At 66.3% G+C, this 18,401-nt stretch carries 19 protein-coding genes and 1 pseudogene; 5 read left to right on the top strand and 15 right to left on the bottom strand.

Annotation, left to right across the window (positions count from 1 at the left end):
* The first annotated feature begins 16 nt into the window (after positions 1–16).
* Complete coding sequence (locus CJ177_RS23630; RefSeq protein WP_179443269.1) at positions 17–1,000, top strand: zinc-binding dehydrogenase; 984 nt, start codon at positions 17–19, stop codon at positions 998–1,000.
* A 30-nt stretch (positions 1,001–1,030) separates the two neighbouring features.
* On the opposite strand, the gene CJ177_RS23625 is transcribed toward CJ177_RS23630, so the two are convergent.
* The 8 genes and pseudogenes from CJ177_RS23625 to CJ177_RS23590 form a co-directional block, all read right to left on the bottom strand.
* Entirely contained in the window at positions 1,031–1,810 is a 780-nt protein-coding gene (locus tag CJ177_RS23625) for an alpha/beta fold hydrolase (protein WP_257014655.1), read from the bottom strand.
* A 9-nt stretch (positions 1,811–1,819) separates the two neighbouring features.
* On the bottom strand, positions 1,820–3,010 hold the full coding sequence (locus CJ177_RS23620; protein ID WP_095868722.1) for a CaiB/BaiF CoA-transferase family protein: 1,191 nt from the start codon (positions 3,008–3,010) through the stop codon (positions 1,820–1,822).
* Positions 3,011–3,126: 116 nt separating this feature from the next.
* Entirely contained in the window at positions 3,127–4,053 is a 927-nt protein-coding gene (locus tag CJ177_RS23615) for a TAXI family TRAP transporter solute-binding subunit (protein WP_061040788.1), read from the bottom strand.
* Positions 4,046–5,491, bottom strand: coding sequence for a HAMP domain-containing sensor histidine kinase (locus tag CJ177_RS23610; protein WP_095868721.1), 1,446 nt, complete (start codon positions 5,489–5,491; stop codon positions 4,046–4,048). Before CJ177_RS23610 ends, CJ177_RS23615 begins: the two co-directional genes overlap by 8 nt.
* Before the next feature lie 18 nt (positions 5,492–5,509).
* A pseudogene (locus CJ177_RS23605) lies at positions 5,510–6,168 on the bottom strand (response regulator transcription factor).
* Positions 6,169–6,226: 58 nt separating this feature from the next.
* Complete coding sequence (locus tag CJ177_RS23600; protein ID WP_095868720.1) at positions 6,227–7,627, bottom strand: MFS transporter; 1,401 nt, start codon at positions 7,625–7,627, stop codon at positions 6,227–6,229.
* Positions 7,628–7,898: 271 nt separating this feature from the next.
* A complete protein-coding gene (locus tag CJ177_RS23595; RefSeq protein WP_095868719.1) occupies positions 7,899–8,465 on the bottom strand; it encodes a MaoC family dehydratase in 567 nt (188 codons plus the stop codon).
* Between the two features lie 67 nt (positions 8,466–8,532).
* A complete protein-coding gene (locus CJ177_RS23590) occupies positions 8,533–9,726 on the bottom strand; it encodes a CaiB/BaiF CoA-transferase family protein (RefSeq protein ID WP_095868718.1) in 1,194 nt (397 codons plus the stop codon).
* Positions 9,727–9,843: 117 nt separating this feature from the next.
* Here CJ177_RS23590 and CJ177_RS23585 point away from each other — a divergent pair, with 117 nt between their 5' ends.
* Positions 9,844–10,743: a LysR family transcriptional regulator gene (locus CJ177_RS23585; protein WP_025433524.1), complete on the top strand. Its 900-nt coding sequence runs from the start codon at positions 9,844–9,846 to the stop codon at positions 10,741–10,743.
* 98 nt (positions 10,744–10,841) lie between these two features.
* Here the strand turns inward: CJ177_RS23585 and CJ177_RS49430 are convergent, their stop codons facing one another.
* The 6 genes from CJ177_RS49430 to CJ177_RS23555 form a co-directional block, all read right to left on the bottom strand.
* A complete protein-coding gene (locus tag CJ177_RS49430; RefSeq protein WP_080578319.1) occupies positions 10,842–10,967 on the bottom strand; it encodes a WhiB family transcriptional regulator in 126 nt (41 codons plus the stop codon).
* 42 nt (positions 10,968–11,009) lie between these two features.
* The gene (locus CJ177_RS23575) at positions 11,010–11,612 is read right to left on the bottom strand and encodes an RraA family protein (protein ID WP_095868717.1); all 603 of its coding nucleotides are present in this window, start codon (positions 11,610–11,612) and stop codon (positions 11,010–11,012) included.
* Positions 11,609–12,262: an RraA family protein gene (locus CJ177_RS23570; RefSeq protein ID WP_095868716.1), complete on the bottom strand. Its 654-nt coding sequence runs from the start codon at positions 12,260–12,262 to the stop codon at positions 11,609–11,611. The genes CJ177_RS23575 and CJ177_RS23570 overlap by 4 nt, the downstream gene beginning before the upstream one ends.
* A 205-nt stretch (positions 12,263–12,467) precedes the next feature.
* Positions 12,468–13,943 (bottom strand): aldehyde dehydrogenase, encoded by a 1,476-nt coding sequence (locus CJ177_RS23565; protein ID WP_095868834.1) that lies wholly within the window; start codon positions 13,941–13,943, stop codon positions 12,468–12,470.
* 32 nt (positions 13,944–13,975) lie between these two features.
* A complete protein-coding gene (locus CJ177_RS23560; protein WP_095868715.1) occupies positions 13,976–14,590 on the bottom strand; it encodes a thiamine pyrophosphate-dependent enzyme in 615 nt (204 codons plus the stop codon).
* Positions 14,587–15,120: a thiamine pyrophosphate-binding protein gene (locus tag CJ177_RS23555; RefSeq protein WP_005249959.1), complete on the bottom strand. Its 534-nt coding sequence runs from the start codon at positions 15,118–15,120 to the stop codon at positions 14,587–14,589. Before CJ177_RS23555 ends, CJ177_RS23560 begins: the two co-directional genes overlap by 4 nt.
* Positions 15,121–15,419: 299 nt before the next feature.
* Between CJ177_RS23555 and CJ177_RS23550 the strand changes: the two genes are divergently transcribed.
* On the top strand, positions 15,420–15,668 hold the full coding sequence (locus CJ177_RS23550) for a hypothetical protein (RefSeq protein WP_005567996.1): 249 nt from the start codon (positions 15,420–15,422) through the stop codon (positions 15,666–15,668).
* A 271-nt stretch (positions 15,669–15,939) separates the two neighbouring features.
* Complete coding sequence (locus CJ177_RS23545; RefSeq protein ID WP_257014651.1) at positions 15,940–16,362, top strand: hypothetical protein; 423 nt, start codon at positions 15,940–15,942, stop codon at positions 16,360–16,362.
* A gap of 40 nt (positions 16,363–16,402) precedes the next feature.
* Here CJ177_RS23545 and CJ177_RS23540 read toward each other — a convergent pair whose 3' ends face one another.
* Entirely contained in the window at positions 16,403–16,708 is a 306-nt protein-coding gene (locus tag CJ177_RS23540) for a WhiB family transcriptional regulator (protein ID WP_095868713.1), read from the bottom strand.
* A 220-nt stretch (positions 16,709–16,928) separates the two neighbouring features.
* On the opposite strand from CJ177_RS23540, the gene CJ177_RS23535 reads away from it, so the two are divergent.
* Positions 16,929–18,395: a CYTH and CHAD domain-containing protein gene (locus tag CJ177_RS23535; protein ID WP_095868712.1), complete on the top strand. Its 1,467-nt coding sequence runs from the start codon at positions 16,929–16,931 to the stop codon at positions 18,393–18,395.
* The last annotated feature ends 6 nt before the right edge of the window (positions 18,396–18,401 follow it).

Raw genomic sequence — 18,401 nt, 5'->3', positions numbered from 1 at the left:
AATGCGTGCAGCATGCGTGACCACACCCGGCGTCGTCGAAGTTCGCGACTTCTCCCGGCCGGTCCCGGAGCCGAACCAAGTGCTCGTGGAAATGCGATACGCCTCGATCTGCGGCTCCGACGTCCATATCGTCTTCGACGGATTCCACAACCCCGAGCTTCTCGGAAGACCTGGATATCCGGGTCACGAGGGAGTGGGAATCGTTGTTCGGAGCGAGAATTCGGATGTCGAGGTCGGACGGCCAGTGCTGACCGTTCCCCACGGTCAGCGCGGTGGTTGTTTCGCCGAGTACCAGGCCGTCGACGCCAGCCATGTGATCGCGTTGCAAGACGGCGTCGACCTACGGCGCATGCTGCTCGCACAGCAACTCGGCACCACTCTCTTCGGAATGAAGAAGTTTCTGCCCGCCGACACCCCGGTCGAGCGTATGCCCCAGACCGCGGCGGTCATCGGCGCCGGCTCCTCGGGTCTGTTCTACCTGCAGCACTTGATCACTCGGGGCGTCGAGGTCACCGTCGCCGACCTGGACAAGGACCGCCTCGCCATCGCTGCACGGCTCGGCGCGGCACGGACCGTCCTCGAGCCGGTCGAGTCGATCTCCGACGTCGTACTCGACGCGACCCGCGGCGTCGGTGCGGACTTGGTGATCGAGGCCGCGGGTTACGACCTCGCCCGTGCCGCCGCGGTCGAAGCCGCGCGTATTCGCGGGACTGTCGGATTCTTCGGTTACCCCGAATCGAAGGGCAACGCGCCGTTCCCCGTGGAGCGTTCATTCCGCAAATCCCTGACCATGGAGTGGGTCAACGGTACGCAGTCCGAGGCCGGGCTGCTGTCGTTCCGGGCGGCAGTCGAGGCCATCGATACCGGGACGATCGAGGTCGACCACTGCCTCGAGAAGATGTTCGACCTCGAGGACACTCCCGCCGCACTCGCCGCCGCCCGCGACCACGGCCACGGTGCCGCGAAGGTCGGTATCGTCATGCCCGGATCCGGTGACTAGTGCGCCTCAACCCCACTCGTGAGCGAATTCTCACGGTGCGAAGAGGAAGCTGATCGCCGCGGCGCCCGCGACAGTGCGATCTTCTTCGAAGTACGCGTGCCGTGCGCCGGGGAGCAACCGCACGCGGGCATTCGGGATCCGCTCGGCGAGCAGGGGAGCGTTGTCGACCGGGGACAGAAGGTCGTCGGTCCCGTGCAGGACGAGGGTCGGTGCACTGATCGACGGCAGCGCATCCCACGCGTCGTGGCCGTTGCTGGCCCGCAGGTGGGCGAGCTTGGCGTGCGCGGGCATGTCCGGATCACCGAGGGTGTTGTAGGGACCGAGATTTCGACCGATCCAATCCTGTGTGTACATCAACTCCAACAGGGCGCGGCATGACCGGTCGGGATCGGGTTGCGCCAGGCTCGCGCGCACCTCCCGGCTGCGCTCCACCGCGTGCGTTCCGCCGGGCGAGGTGCAGCCGAGGATCAGTGTGTGGACACGCTCCGGGTGGCGCGCGGCGACCCATTGCGCCACCCGGCCTCCCATGGAGGTGCCGTAGACGTGCGCCCTCTCGATGCCGAGGGAGTCCAGCACGCAGATCGCATCGGCGGCGAACAGTACTGTGCTGTACTCGGTCTCGGGCTTGTCGCTTGCTCCGGTTCCGCGGTAGTCCACCGTGATGGTGCGGAAGTGCGTGTCGAAGTCCGCGCGAACGCGGTCCCACCAGTGGTGATTGTTGGCCTGACCGGCGAGCAGCAGCAGCGGCGGTCCGCCGCCGCTGACCTGGTACGCGATACGCGTTCCGTCGGACGCCACTGCACGGGGCACTGCCGGCCCTCAGACCGTGTCTGCCGCGTGCAGCTCGGAGATCACGCCGTCGGTATAGCCGAGCTCCCCCAGGATGGCATCCGTGTGCGCGCCCAGAGCCGGAACCGGATCGAATCGAGGTTCCACACCACTGAGGTTCGCGGGCGGCAGCAACGCCCGAACCGGGCCGCCCGGGGTAGCCACCTCACGCCAACGGTCACGGCCGGCCAGGGACGGGTGGGACAGAAAGTCCGTTACGGTGCCCAGCCTGCCGTTGGCGATCGACACCTTGTCGAGCAGGGCGAGGGCGTCGTCGGTGCTGAGCAGACGCGTCCGCTCGGAGATCAGAGCGTTGCATTCCTCACGGTGCGTCACCCGCGCGGAGTTACGGCAGAAACGCGGGTCGGTGGAGATCGACTCGTCGCCGAGGACCTCCGAGCAGAACGCGGACCATTCGCGGTCGTTCTGGATCGACAGCAGGACCGTGCCGTCGGCGGTGGGGAACGGGCCGTACGGGGCGATCGTCGCGTGTTCCGCTCCGACCCGGCTCGGCTGCCGGCCACCGTACTCGGTGTAGTAGGCGGGAGATCCCATCCATTCGCCGAGCGCCTCGAACAGAGCGACCTCGACCGCGCGGGCCGTGCCGGTGGTTGCGCGCGTGTACAGCGCGGACAGGATCCCGCTGTAGGCGTACATGCCGGCCGCGATGTCGGCGATCGACACTCCGACCTTGGACGGGCACTCGTCGGGGCCGGTCAGCGACATCAGACCGGATTCGCCCTGGACGAGCATGTCGTAGGCTTTGCGATCGGACCAGGGACCGGTGTTGCCGTAGCCGGACACGTCGCACGGAATCAGCGTGGGATACCGCTGCTGGAGCGACTGGGCGTCGAGGTTCATTCGGGCTGCCGCGCCAGGAGCCAGGTTCTGTACGAAGACATCCGCTGTGGACAAGAGCTTTTCGAGGATGCCGCGGCCCTCCTCGGACTTCAGGTCGAGGGTCAGCGACTCCTTGGAGCGGTTGAGCCAGACGAAGTAGCTCGATTCGCCGTGCACGGTCTCGTCGTAACGTCGGGCGAAGTCGCCGGCGTCGGGACGTTCCACTTTGATGACGCGGGCACCGAGGTCGGCCAGTTGCCGGGTCGCGAAGGGTGCAGCAACTGCTTGTTCGATGCTCACGACGGTGATCCCCGCGAGCGGTAGGGCGGTCTGCGATGCCATGGAGCCAGCCTTCCTCGAAATGTACGGCCATTTTGCCTCTATGTACGCGCCATAGTCAATCGGGCGAGGGCCAGGTTTACACGTACTTGAGGTTGCCGGCGGTACCCGTCCGCCTTCTAACCGTGGTGACGGCGGTACGCCTCGACAGCCCCCGGATGGCGAGGGACGCCGGCTGTCTGGATCAGTGATCGGGCGTCGAGGAACTGCGCGCCGACGGTATCGGGGGGAATCAGGTCCTGGGCTCGATCGATGAGAAGGTCGACGAGGGCACCTGCCACGGCGGCGGGCAGCTGCGGCGAGGCGACGAGCAGGCTGGGAACCCCCACCGTCGCGGTCTCGGCAGTGTCACCGTATGTCCGGGCAGGGACCGAAACCGGTTCGTACATGGGCCCGTAGTTCTTGCGCATCTCGACGTACTCGGCGGACAGGTCGAGTAGCCGGATCCCGCCGTCCGGACCGTGACCGGGCCGCGGCATCGCCGCCGGGGTGGGCACGCCACCGGCCCACAGTGCGGCGGCGACCGTGCCGTCGCGCAGGGAATCCAGAACGGTGGTGAGTGAGACCGGGCGCACCGTCACGTCGTCGAGGGTCAGTCCGCTCGCCTCGAGGACCCGCAGTCCGGTCTGCGCGGTTCCGGAACCCGGGGCTCCGAGGCTGATCGTCTGGCCCCGAAGATCTTTCATCGTGTGGAAGGGTGAGCGGGCCGGCACCGCGCACTGGAGATAGTTCTCGTACACCCGGCCGATGGCCACGATCGGGGTGGCCGACTCGACAGCGGAGTCGGCCAGGGTCAGCCCGATGAGTACCTCACCCGACGCCAGCAGCGAGAGGTTCTCCAGGGAACCGGTGGTGTAGCGCACCGTCAACCGAAGGTCCCCGCCCGAGGGGGGCGGGACGTCCGCAAGCAACTCGGCGAACTCGGACTGGAATCCGTCGCGCTCACCCGACGCGATCTCATACGTCCCCGAGGGCTGGGTACGGGCGCACCCGGACAGTGCGACCGCTGCGGCCACACCGCCGATGAACTGTCGCCGGTTAATCATCGTCCAGCTTCTCCACGTGCGGTTCGAGCCACAAGCGTACGCGCAGTCCGCCCGCGGGGGCCTCGTCGATGACGAGACGCCCGCCGTAGGCTGCGGCGACCACCTCGACGATGGAGAGGCCGAGACCCGTTCCGACCTGGTCGCTGGCCCGGAAGAAGCGCTCGGTGAGCTTGCCGCGCAACTCTTCCGGGACTCCCGGACCGTCGTCGGCCACCCACACGCACACCGGAGTGTGATCGTGCGACGGTTCCACGGCCACGCCGATTTCGATGGTGGGGTGTGGGCCTGCGTACCGGGAGGCGTTGTCGATCAGCACATCGAGCACCTGGGACAGATCGTTCTCGGCGATCGCGACCGGGACACGGTCGACGTCGGGGGCCGCGACGGTAACCAGACGCGCACCACGTTCGCGGGCCGTCACCGACCAGAAGTCGACCCGGTCGGCTACCACTGACAGTGCGTCGCAGGCCGCCTCGGACCGATCGCCCCCGAAGCGCGGCGTCTCGGCCGAGGCGAGCGAGAGAAGGCTGTCGAGAATGATCTGCAAGCGTTTGGCCTCCTCGGTCACGCTGTGATAATCCTCGCGCGCATTGTCCGGTATCCCGTCGTCGAGGAGGTCGAGGCGAAACTGCAATGCCGCGAGCGGGTTCCGCAGTTGGTGGGCGGTGTCGGCGATCAGGCGCTGTTGCGCGTCCGCTGCCCGCAGCACCGCCGAAGACATCACGTCGAACGAATGCGCGAGCCGACGCACCTCGGGCGGCCCGCCTGCGGCCGTGGCCGGCAGCACGGATCGCGGCGGCACGGAACTCGTCGGCGTCCTCGCGTCGGGCATCCGGCGGATGAGTTGCACGATTCCCTTGGACAAATTCGCGAGCGGTCCGAGCACCCACCGGCTCAAGGCGACCGCGAGGACACCGAAAGCGACCAGTGCCAGCACGGCGCCGGCCGCGATCACGGCCCATTGCCGGAGGATGTCGGAGCGGGCCTCGGCGGTCGAGGCACGCAGCACGATGGTGCCGTTCACCTGAGCGCCCGACCCCACCGGCTTGACGAACAGGGCCTCGTCGTCGCTCCACGGGAACAGCCGGTCGACGGTGGACACGCGCTCGTTGCGCAGTCCGCTGCGAATCGCGGCGTCGATTCCGGGTTCGTCGCCGTCGAGGCCCACGCCGAGGGTGGGCACACCACGCGTGGAGACCACCAGAACGCCCTCGCCGTACACGTCGTCGTACGCCTCGACCTCGCCGGCGATCCTGGCGGGGTCTCCGGTCCTGACGTACTCCTCGGCGAGCACGGCGAACCGTTGGATGTCTCCCTCGCGGCCGAGTGTGAACGACTGCGTCCGCGAGTCCGCGGTCGCGAGCGCGAGGGGGATGGCGAAACTCGCGACCGCACAGGATCCGAGTATCGCGAGAATCAGCAGTAACCGTCGGCGCATGTCGATTCGACCCTGAGGTCAGCACACCCACCGGTAGCCGAAACCACGGATGGTGCTGATCAGCCCGGGCCGGTCCAGTTTGGCCCGCAGAGTGCCGATGTGGACGTCGAGCGAACGCGAAACCGCCACGAACGCGTCACCCCAGACCCGATCCATCAGTTGCTGACGGCTGACCGCAGCCCCGGGTTCTCGAGCAGGATCTCGAGAAGGGAGAACTCCTTCGACGTCAGGTCCACCTCTGTGCCCGCCACGGTGACGGTGCGGGAATCGAGGTCGACGCGGACGTCTCCGGTGACCACTTCTCGTGGTGCGCCGCCTTCGACCGCCATACTTCGCCGGCGCACCACTTCGATGCGAGCGAAGAGCTCCAACATCCGCGCCGGCTTGACCAGGTAGTCGTCGGCGCCGCCGCGCAGGCCGCGCACCACCGAACGTTCGTCGTCGCGGGCGGTCAGGATGATGACGGGGACGGCGCTGACCTGGCGCAGCTGACGCAGCACCTCGAGCCCGTCGCGGTCCGGTAACCCGAGATCGAGCAGGACGAAGTCCACCTCGCCGTGGTGCAGCAGCAGTTCGGACCCGAACTTCATCCGCACAGGCTGGTGCGCCTGCCGGGTCAGCCCCGCAACGAGTGCGTTGCCGACGCCGTCGTCGTCCTCGACCACCGCAATCCGCATAACCGGCATTGTCCCCCGGCCACGATGAGCCGGGGGAACAATGCCGGACGAGCAGGGATCAGACACGCTCGAGTTCGCGGTTGTCGCGGTCTTCCTCGCGTCCGTCGCGGGCCTGATTCTCCGTCGCAGGATCGAGGGTGGTGCCGCCCTTGCCCTTGGACATGAACAGTGCGGCGACCAGGGTCAGTGCCGAGCAACCGACGACGTAGTAGAAGAACGCCGACTCATGTCCGGCCTGCTTGAGAGCGAGCGCGAGAGGCTCGGCCGTGCCACTGAACAGGGCGGCGGTGATCGCGTGCGGCAACCCGACACCGAGCGCGCGGACCTTCGTCGGGAACAGCTCCGCCTTGACGATCGCGCTCAGCGCGCTGTAGGCGGTCACGATGACCAGTCCGGTCATCATCAGGCCGAACGCGACGAACGCATTGGTGGTGTTGCCGAGAACGGTCAGGATCGGCACGGTCAGCACGGTCGAGCCGACACCGAAGAACAGCATGACCTTGCGGCGACCGATGCGGTCGGAGATCAGTCCGGCCACGGGCTGCAGAAGCATGTAGATGAACAGTGCGGCGAAGTTGATCCACGCCACCGTTTCCGGGGCGATCCCCGAGGTGTTGATCATGTACTTCTGCAGGTACGTGGTGTACGTGTAGAACGCGACGGTGCCGCCGATCGCGAGGCCGAACACCATCGCGAGTTGCTTCGGGTACTGCAGCAGCAGGCGGAGGGTGCCGCGCTTGGCCGACGGCGTCGTACCGGATGCCTTCTCGGCAGCGATCTGAGCCGCTTCCTCCTTGTACTGGTCCGATTCGTCCATCCCACGACGGAAGAGCATCACGGTGACGGCGGCGATAGCGCCGATCACGAACGGAATACGCCAACCCCAGGCCTCCATCTGGTCGATGGTGAGGAGCTGCAGCAGGATGATCTGGACGCCGAGCGCAGCGAGCTGACCCAGAATGATCGACACGTACTGGAAGCTCGAGTAGAAGCCGCGTCGACCGGGCGTCGCAACCTCGGACAGATACGTGGCGCTGGAAGCGAATTCGCCTCCCACGGAGAGCCCCTGGATCAGTCGCGCCATCACCAGCAGCGCCGGTGCGAGCATGCCGATCGCCTCGAAACTCGGTGTCGCAGCGATGATCAGCGATCCCGCGGCCATCATCAGCACCGACAACGTCAGCGCATTCTTACGCCCGTACCGGTCCGCGTATCGGCCCAGGATGTACCCACCGATCGGGCGCATCAGGAATCCGACCGCGAAAACCAGTGCCGTGGAGAGAAGCTGGGCGGTCGTGCTGCTCTGCGGGAAGAAGGACGCCGCGAAGAACACACTGAACGCTGCATAGACGAACCAGTCGTACCACTCCACGAGGTTGCCGATGCAGCCGCGAACCACGTTCGCAACAACCCGCCTCTCGCCGGTCGACGACGCTGGGTTCGAAGTCGTGTGTCGCATGATGTTCCTTCCTCGACTGCTGTGATGATGCATAGTCACTGACACCAATGTGGTCGCCGCCACAGCGAGAGGGAAGGGATGGGCCGCTTTCCTTACATTCGCTTTAGACGGCACTGCTGCGGGTCGCTCGGAGCGCGGCCGAGGACGAATCTCATCGACATCAGCTGTGCGACCGTGCCCCGCACGTTGTCGCCGACGTCAGCGCGGACGGCTACCGAGACCGGAGGCCGTATTTCATGGCCAGCGGGGGCGCGGGCGGCACTTCGATCGACTACTCGATGCCGGCTGCGCGGCGTGACCGGTCGTCCCACTTGGGGTCGACGCCTGCCGTGTGCGGTCCGCGCCCCTTGCGATACACCATGAGGGTCCGTTCGAAGGTGATGACGATGGTGCCGTCCTGGTTGTACCCGATGGTGCGCACGGTGACGATGCCGATGTCCCTGTGGGACGCGGACTCTCGTTTGGTGAGGACCTCCGATTGGGAGTAGATGGTGTCGCCTTCGAATACCGGATTCGGCAGGCGCACTCGGTCCCAGCCGAGGTTGGCGTGCACGTGCTGGGAGATGTCACTGACGCTCTGCCCGGTGACGAGGGCAAGTGTGAAGGTGGAGTCCACGAGTGGCTTACCCCACGTCGTCTGACTCGAGTAGTGCGCATCGAAGTGGATCGGCGCGGTGTTCTGGGTGAGAAGCGTCATCCACGAGTTGTCGACCGGCAGCACCGTGCGGCCGAGTGGGTGCCGGTACACGTCTCCGATTTCGAAGTCTTCGAAGTAGCGGCCGGGCCAGCCGGTGACCGGTGGCGCCGACTGCTCGACCTGGATTTCACTGCTGTTCACGGTAATTCTCCTTCGGTAGTTCGTCGCCGACGGCGCGACACGGCCGACGGCGGAGGGAAGAGGAGTGTCAGGACCCGACCGCTGCGTACTCGTCGAGCCACGTCAGGATGCTGTCGGTGTGTTCCCCCAGGCCGGGTACGGGGCGCATCTCGTGTTCGACGCCCATCACCGTCACCGGGGGCAGTAGTCCTTCGAGCCGTCCGACGGGGGAATCGAATTGTGCCCACCGGGAGCGTGCCGCGAGCTGCGGGTGCGCCGCGAACTCGTCCATCGTGCGCTGCCGGGCATACGCGATCTTCGCCGCTTCCAACCTGTCGACGAGGTCAGCGCCGGTCAGGCCTGCGGCGACCTCGGCGATGACGCCATCGAGGTCGGCGCGGTGCGCGACCCGGTCGGCGTTGGTGACGAACCGCGGATCGTCGATCAGCTCCGGCGCCTGCAGCACGACACGGCAGAACACCTCCCATTCGCGTTCGTTCTGCAAACCCAGGTTGACGACCTCCCCGTCCGCCGCAGTGAACGGTCCGTACGGTGCGATGGTCGCGTGGCTCGCTCCCGTCCGCTCCGGCGCCGATCCGCCGTATCGGGCGTAGTAGTCGGCATACCCCATCCACTCGCCGAGCGCCTCGAGCATGGAGATCTCGAGGTTGGCGCCGTGTCCGGTCCGCCCACGATCGAGCAAGGCGGTGAGGATCCCCGAGTAGGCATACATGCCGGCGCAGATGTCCGCGATGGACAGACCGACCTTCGAGGGCTCGTCCTCGGTTCCGGTGATCGACACCAGTCCGGCTTCGCACTGAATCAGCAGGTCGTAGGCCTTGCGTGCCTCGTAGGGGCCGCCGCGGCCATATCCGGAGATATCGCACGTGATCAGGCGCGGGTGGGTTTGCCGCAAGCGCTCGGCCCCGATGCCGAGGCGCCCCGCCGCGCCGGGTGCCAGGTTCTGGACGAGGACATCGGCGCGGTCGACGAGTTGGTGCAGGATCCGGTTGCCGTCCTCGGAGCGAACGTCGAGCTCGATGCTCTCCTTCCCACGGTTCGTCCACACGAAATGGCTCGCCATCCCCTGAACCGTCCGGTCGTATCCGCGTGCGAGATCGCCGACGCCGGGACGTTCGATCTTGATCACCCGCGCACCGAGGTCGGCGAGTTGCCGGGTCGCGAACGGTGCCGCGATCGCCTGTTCGAGCGAGACCACCACGACACCCTCCAATGGCCGATGCACAGGGTGGGAAGCAAAATCCGAACGCTCGGTACTCACGTCATTCTCCTTGCCGGGTCAGTCGCGTCAGTGCCCTTTCACTGTCGCGCCCCTGCGGCGGTTTGTGAAATGCCGATATCCGCTGGTCCTCATACGCTTCGCGTATAAGCTCAGGCAGTGAACTTGCAGGAGTTGCGATGGTTCGTCGCCCTCACCGAATCGGAGAACATCACCGCTGTCGCCGCGGAGATGCATGTCACGCAACCGACGTTGTCGCGGGCCATAGCCCGGCTGGAGACGGGGTTCGGGGTGCGCTTGTTCGACCGGCGGCACAATCGGCTCCATCTCAACCGGTACGGCGAGATTCTCCGCGCACATGCGTTGCGCGCATTGAGCGAGGTGGATTCCGCACACAACCGGATCAGCACCCTTGCGGATCCGAACGAAGGCACCGTCTCCCTCTGCTTCCTGCACAGCCTCGGCGAGTGGCTCGTGCCGGAACTGATCAGCAGGTACCGCGCCGAACATCCCAAGGTGAGATTCGAACTACGCGGCGCTGCGGCCGATTCGGTTGTCGATGATGTGAGGGCGGGCCGGTCCGATCTCGGTTTCGTGGCACCCGAGCCCCCCGTCGACGACCTGGTGTGGACACCGGTGGCCACCGAACCGGTTCGCTTGCTCGTCCCGGTCCGTCACCGGCTGGCCCGCCGCAAGACGGTGAGTTTCGCCGAAGTCGCCGAAGACGATTTCGTGGCGCTCACGCCGGAGTACGGGCTGCGCCAACTCACCGACCGTCTCGCCCGAGCTGCCGGCTTCGCCCCGCGAATCGCGTTCTCGGTCACCGAGGTCGGCACGATGCGCGCCATGATCGCGGCCGGAGTGGGCGTAGGAGTTGTTCCTGCTCCATCGGCGGCTGCCGACCCTCCCGAGGGGACCGTGCTGGTGGAACTCCGCGATCGCGATGCTTGGCGAACGATCGGCATGATCCGGGCCGATCGACCCCTCACCTCCTCGGTCGCCGAAGGCTTTCACCACTTCATTCTCGACACCTTGGATACAAGCGGCCTAGTTCCATAGGACACCGAGGGGGTGTTCACCCATTAGGCCCCGTTGTGTTCACCTATTGCGCCAGTGGTCGAACCTGGGCGCTGCGTTCTCGCGTTGTACAGGCCGCCTCATTCCAAGGACCACTGTGCCTCGCGGCGGAGTCTCAGTCGCCGATGTAGCCACACTCCATAGCGCTTTCCCACTCCGAAGGCGTGGGCTCGGCAATCGCTTTGTACTGGGCACCCATCGCAGATCTGTTACGCAGACTTTCCCGCCGAATTGTCTCCGAGTGCCGGCTAGGGGATGGCGGCGAAGTTGTACAGCTCGAGCGTGGTCTTGCCGACGCACAACTCGTCGAAGATGCGCTTTTCGTCGGCCACTCGCGCGTCCGAGCGTTCGAGAACGTCGGTGACGTGTTCGTGCGGTATCACCACGACACCGTCCGCATCTCCGACGACGAGATCCCCAGTTGCGATTCGAATTCCACCGACAGTGATCGGCACGCCGAGACCACCCTGGTAGCCCTTGCGGGTGCCGACGATGGAGATGCCGCGCGAGAAGACGGGAAAGTCGATGCCGGCGAGTTCGACGGTGTCACGGACGCCGCCATCGATGATCAACCCCAGCAGCCCACGCTGCTGCGCTGCGACGGCGAGCACCTCACCCCAGTGCCCGTGAAGGGCGCCGCCGAGATCGGCGACCAGAACGTGCCCCGCCGGGGCGGCGGCGACCGCGTTGTGCAGCGCCAGGTTGTCACCGCCCGCACCCTGCACCGTGTACGCCGGACCCGCGACCCGCGCGCCGGTCCACGAGGGCCTGATCGCCGGGTCGAGTGCGATGTTCATCTTGGATGCTTCGTAGATGGTGGCGGTGGCGTGACCGCGGGCCAGGTCGCTCATGCCTGCTTCCTCTGCAGTGTGTGGTACGAAAAGCGCTGTCGCGCTTCGCGGAGAGTTCTTCCGTCGCGGGCCGCGGCGACGATGTCGGCCTCGACCTGCTCGATCCGTTCGGCGACGTCGAGCACCTCGTCGACGATGCTCGCGGCGACTGCGACAACGCCGTCGGAGTCGGCGGTGATGTAATCACCCGGGCGGATGGTGACTCCGTCGATCACCACCTCGCCCTGCACCTCGGCAAGCCGGACGCGGTCCTTGCCGGTCCGCATGAACCGTGCCGTACTCCAGATCGGATAGTTCTGTTCGAGGGAAGTGGCGGTGTCCCGGCAGGTCCCGTTGATCACGGTTCCACCGATTCCGCGGGCGGCCGCGATCTGCGTCATGATGCCTCCCCACACCGTGCAGTCGGTGCGGCCCTGGTTGTCGATGACGATCACGGATCCTGGTTCGACGTCGTCGAGGAAGTCGCCCACCGTTCCGGACTCGTCGGTTACCGGTTCGTAGCGAACTGTGAACGCACGCACCGACACTCGGATGCCGGAGGCGAGCGGGCCGATGCCGTGGAGGGAACCAGGGTGCCCCAGGGCGTCGAGGGCATCGGAGACCGACGCCGTCGGCACAGTTTCGAGTCTCGTCACAGTGTCGTTCGTCATTTCTTTCCTTCACTTCCGGCCAGACGCGCGTCTCGCATGGCATCGGGTAGGGCCATACGCCACCGCCTCGTACTCGACCTCCGGAAACGTGCACGCTGTTCGCGTCGGAGCCGGATGTGACCCGGCAACGAGGCGCCGGCAGTTTCGTTTCGGCCATTGCCTGAAACGGGGGTGCGGTAGGTGGCGACGCGCGTGTGCGTCGCGGTCAGCGCAGGACGAACGGGTTTCCGGTCGGTGCCCCGGTGTTGATCCACACGCTCTTGGTTTCGAGGTACTCGTCGATTGCCTCGGCACCGTTTTCCCGGCCGATACCGGAGTCCTTCACCCCGCCGAACGGCAGCATGAAGCTGACCGCGCGGTAGGTGTTGACCCAGACCGTCCCGGACTCGATCGCCTCCGCCATGCGGAACGCGCGGGACAGATCGGTGGTCCAGACCCCGGCACCGAGACCGTACTTCGAGTCGTTGGCGATGGTGATCGCCTCGTCTTCGGTGTCGAACGGGATCACCGCCAGCACCGGGCCGAAGACTTCCTCCTGCGCCAACCGGGATTGATTGCTCACCCCGGTGAACACTGTCGGCTGTACGAACCACCCATCGGTTCCGGTATCCGTGGCCACGCCGCCACCGAGCGCGAGTTGTGCGCCCTCGGCGGTGGCGATGTCGATGTACTCGAGGACCTTCTTGTGCTGGTCCCGAGTCGTGATCGGCCCCACCTGGGTGTCGGGGGACATCGGATCGCCGATCCGCGCGGTCGAGGCCAGCGCGACCAGCTTGGCGACGACCTCGTCGTGCACGGAACGCTGCACCAGGAGCCGGCTGCCGGCGATGCAGGTCTGACCGGTCGCGGCGAAAATTCCGGACACCGCGCCGTTGACCGCGGCGTCGAGATCGGCGTCGGCAAAGACGATGTTCGGTGACTTGCCGCCGAGTTCGAGCGAAACCCGCTTGAGGCCGCGCGCCGCCGCGGCGCCGATGTGCCGCCCGGTCGCGTCCGAGCCGGTGAAGCCGACCTTGCGCACCAGAGGGTGGTCGACGAGCGGGCCGCCCACGTCCGGCCCGAATCCGGTGACCACGTTGACCACTCCGGCAGGCAGGCCCGCCTGCTCGAGGATACGAACGAATTCGAGGGTGGAGGCGGAGGTGTATTCGGAGGGCTTGACGACGACCGAGCAACCAGCGGCCAACGCGGGTGCCAGCTTCCAGGTGAGCAGGAGCAGCGGCGAGTTCCACGGGGTGATGATTCCGACGACCCCGATCGGCTCGCGCCGGGTGTAGGTGAAGTATCCCGGCTTGTCGACGGGAACGACGCGGCCTTCGATCTTGTCGGCGAGACCACCGTAGTACCGGTACCACTGCGCGAGATACCGGCACTGGCCGAACATTTCGCTGTAGAGCTTGCCGTTGTCGCGGACCTCGATGCGGGCGAGGAGTTCGGCGTTGTCCTCGAGCGCGTCGGCGACGCGCTGCAGGAGGAGACCGCGGGCGCTGGGACTCATGGTCGCCCACGGCCCGGTGGTCATGGCACGGTGCGCGGCCTGAACGGCGTCCTCGACGTCCTCGGCCTGCCCGCGCGCGATCTGCGCCCACGGCCGGCCGGTGAAGGGATTGTCGGTCTCGAAGTAGGAATCGTCGGCGGACGGGCGCTGCTGACCGTCGATGTGGAGAAGGTATTTCTGCATCACAGTGTTCTCTCTCGCTTCGGTGTCGGCCATCAGAACGTGTCGAGGCCGAGTGCGGCGCGGAACTTGTTCTTCACCGCCGTGCCGTCCCGGGGCGGAAGGGCGCGTGGTGGTTCGGTCTGCTCGATGAACACCTGGACGAAGGTCGTACCTTCCCGGGCGGTGACGATCTGTGCGACATGGTCGGCGTCGGCGATGTCGCGGACCCGTTCGGTGCGGGCAATGCCGAACGACGACGCGATGCCGGCCAAATCGGCTCCGAGACTGGAATGGCTGCGTTGCATGCCCGTTTCGCCGAAGTGCCCGTTGTCGAGGACGACGATGGTGAGGTTCTTCGGGGCCTTGACCGCGACCGATCCGAGCGCACCGATTCCCATGAGCTGTTCCCCGTCACCGGTGATGACGACCACGGACTCGTCCGGACGAGCGAGCGCAAGGCCCAAGCCGGTGGGTACGGCGGCGCCCATGGCGCCCCACAAATAGAAGTTGCGGTCGCGCTCCCCGGCGGCGAACACGTCATAGGAGGGGGAGCCGAGACCGGTGACGACCAGTGCCTCCGGCGCTCGGTCGAGCAGTGTCGCGACGAACTCGCGCCGGTCCAGACGTTCGCCGGCGAGGGTTCCGATGGTCGAGTTGTGTGCGTTCACTTGCGCTCCCACTTCTTGCGTCCGATGAGCCGCTGGCCCAGGAGCACGGCGACGCGCTCACCAGCGAGAAATGCCTGATCGAAGGCGGCGGAGACGACCTCGCCGACCTGATCGGGGTCGTCGACCCGGAAAACTGTGATGCCCATGATTTCGAGGGCCTGCTGCGTGGTCGAACCCATGGGGATCTGCCACGGGTTGAACTCGGCGTACTCACCACGCATCGTCACCAGCGTCAGGAACGGAAACTTGCACATCTCCAGCAGGGAGAACATGTTGACACAGTTACCGACTCCGCTGCTCTGCATGAGCAGGACCGCGCGCTGCCCGCCGAGCCACGCGCCGCTGACAACGCCGACGCCCTCTTCCTCGGTGGTCAGCACGACGTCTTCGATGCCGGGGTCGGCGATCGCGGCTTGGATCGCGTACGAGTGGCCGGCGTCCGGTACGTACGCGATCTGCTTGACATCTCCTTCACGCAGAACGTCGAAGACGGACTTCTGCCAGCCGGGTGCGCTGACTGTGGAATTCATGGGTGCTCCGATTCATGACGATGGACGCTCCCAAAGATCATGAAACAACATGTTGGCGGGGCGGTAATAGAATTCTGTGATACTGGTATCAACGGTTTTGTTTGCGGCGGGAAGGACCCACCGAACAGGCCTCGGTCATCGACGTTCGCGGCGACGGCACCACTCCAGCCCAGACGCGTTCCCGGCGTTGGCACAGGGGTGGGCAACACGCACCCTAGGGTGGCTGTCGAACCGCTTCACCGGAAGGCAGTGTTGTTGTGGCCAAGGAATACTCGACCACACACCACCAAGGACTCCGCATGTTTCGCCACACCGCCATTCGCGCCGGCCTGATGTTCGCCGCGGTTGCTTTCTCTGTCACCGGCGCCGCCGGAATCGCGCACGCCATGCCCGCCTCGTCGGGGACCGATGTCGCAGTGGTCTCGCAGTCGGACCGCGATGCCCGCGACCGCGATCGGCGCGACCGTTTCGACGACGACGAGAAGGCCATGCTCTGCGAGGGTCAGGCCGTCGTCGACCGCCCCAGCTGCTCGTCTTTGCCGTACTGATTTCGCATCGATCGGACGGCCCTCCGCCGGCGCCGCTGCCGCGTTCAGTGCGGCAGCGGCGGGCGAACCGATGCCGCAGGCGCGTATCGTCTGCTGCAAGGTAACCCCGCGCCCGATGGCTTCGCCCATCGGTCCGCCTACTGCGCGGGGTCTGACGATGCTCGACGATCGACCACGACGCACGCCTGAACATGCCTCACCCCAGACGCTCACGGTCTTCGTCGACGACGAGCCTGTTTCCACAGACTCCGTCTGGCACCGGGGTGACACCGTGACCACCGCCCTCTCGTGGCTCGACGAGCAGCAGCTTCCCGCCGAGCTCCGATCGCTGGCAGAGGAGGTCGAGGTGCGGCCGAACGGTGCCGGCCGAGGAGTCTTCTACGTCGACAGGTACCCGGGCTTCTCCCCTCAGCCCGTGTCCGTAAGCGGAGTGATCGCGACGATCGAGGTCGTCGCGAACCTCGAACTGCACACCGACCACGGCTGGAAACTGTTGCCCGACAACGTACAGATGTGGGACGTACCCGACACAGGCACCTGGCGCATGCCAAATCGGCAGTACTCGATGCCCGGCATGTCCGGTGACCTTCGGTTCATCGAACAACACGAGTTCATCGAGCGGTACGGCGTCACCACACCGACCTTCCGTCGCGATTCCCGATACTTCCGGGTGGCTCTCTACCTGGCCGAGTGAGAGCTATTCTCCCGGTTCGTCGGGTTGGCTCGATCAATCCTCACCCCACAGGTGGAGGGTTCGTGAAGCGCTCGGACCAGCGGACCCCCGGATGCGCAGCGAGCAGTGCACGGCGCTGACGTTCCGTCATCCCACCCCAGATGCCGAATTCGATTCGATTGTCGAGTGCGTACGCGCCGCATTCCATCAGCACCGGACAGTGCCGGCACAGGGCGGCGGCCTTGCGTTGCGCGGCGCCTGTGACGAAAAGCCGATCCGGGTCTCCTTCTCGACACCGAGCCCTCGTTATCCAGTCGAGTCCCGGTGCGGGGTGCGCGAGGTCGTGATGCCTGTTCGGTTTGCACATGCGGAGTCATCCCCCTCTGGAAGACCGAGCACAGTCAGGGCACTGGGAATGCGGGCGACCCGATGGACCGCGTGAAAGAACTAGTTGCGGACAGATTTTCGCAACGCTCGGCTCCGGCGACGAGGTGCGATCGACAACTGCACCGCTGACAGATTAACTGCACTCCGTGCCGATCGCGCGCCGGAGACCGGGACGGCCGTTGTGGGTGCAGACTGGGTCCATGGTGTCGACGCAGCGCGAGCGGGAAGACAAGTACGAGGTGGGGCTCGAATTCGTCCTGCCGGATCTCGAGGACGTGATACCTGCCGGGGGCCGGATCGAGCAGGGCACGGTAAATCTGAACAGCGTCTATTACGACACGGATGACCGCGATCTGCTCCGTCAGAAGATCACGTTCCGCCGCCGGAGCGGGGATGCCGATGTGGGATGGCAATTGAAGGTCCCCGCCGACAAAGCCCGCACCGAGATTCGGATGCATCCGGGGGAGAGTGACGCGGTTCCCGACGAGTTGGCGACCATGATTGCGGGTGTCGCACTGGGCAAACCCGTGCACCCGGTGGCGACGCTGAAAACCGTGCGACGCACGCAGCGACTCCTCGACCGAGACGACCGTCTGCTGGCGGAAGTGGCCGACGACCGCGTGCGCGGTGCCGTCGCCGGCGATCGCGCAGTCCTGAGCGAGTGGCGGGAGGTGGAGGTCGAACTCGGCGACGCCGGGAACGAGAAACTGCTCGGGAAGATCGGTAAACGCCTCACCCGCCGCGGAGCGCAGCCGTCGCGGTATCCGTCGAAGCTCAGCCGGGTGCTCAGCGCCGCGCACCTCGCGGTCGACGGCGGCGACACGACCCGGACGACGGTGGAAGCGGTGCTCGTCGACTACCTGGATGCCCAGATCCAGGCGATCGTGGCCGGCGACGTGTGGTTGCGTCGTGGACTGGACCCGGTCCATCCCACCCGCGTGGGAATCCGGCGTTTCCGCAGCACGCTGCGGGTATTCGGGCGCCTGTTCGATCAGACCGCGCGGGCAGAACTCGACGCGGAACTGTCGTGGTACGCCGGGTTGCTCGGAGAGGTGCGGGATCGGCAGGTGCAACGCGCACGCTTCGCGGACGCTCTCGCGGCCCTGCCTTCCGAACTGGTGATGGGCCCGGTCGCCGCGCGCATCGAGAACGATCTGCTCGCCGAGCAACTCCGTCGTATGAAGGAAGTAATGGAAGCCCTCGACGGTGACCGCTACCGTGCGCTGTTGGCTACGCTGGCGCGGTGGCGCACCACGCCACCGCTGACCGCTGAGGCCGGCGACGATCCCCGCGTCATCGACAAGTGCGTGCGGAAAGCCGAACGCAAGGCGCTCACGCGCGTCGCCACCGCGGCTGCCGGCGACGACGATGCCGCCCTGCACCGCGCGCGGAAGGCCGCCAAACGAGCCCGGTACGCCGCCGAACTGGCCGCACCGATTCTGGGGAGGAAGTCGGCAAAGAAGAAGGCGGCACAGTTCAAGAAGATGCAGCGAGTTCTCGGCGAGCACCAGGACAGCGTCGTCGCCGCGGAGACGCTCCGGACGCTCGGCGCCCGCGCCGGCACGACACCGGGCGAGAACGGTTTCACGTTCGGCCTGTTGTACGGCCTGGAACTGCAGAATGCGCGGCAGGCCCGGGAGGACGCCGCCCGGCTCGCGCCGGCCTAGAAGTCG

It is taken from the genome of Rhodococcus sp. ACPA1 (genome assembly GCF_002300195.1).
Lineage (GTDB): Bacteria > Actinomycetota > Actinomycetes > Mycobacteriales > Mycobacteriaceae > Rhodococcus_F > Rhodococcus_F opacus.
The sequence above is the reverse complement of the archived record's forward strand: the minus strand, read 5'-3'. Positions and strand labels throughout refer to the sequence as shown.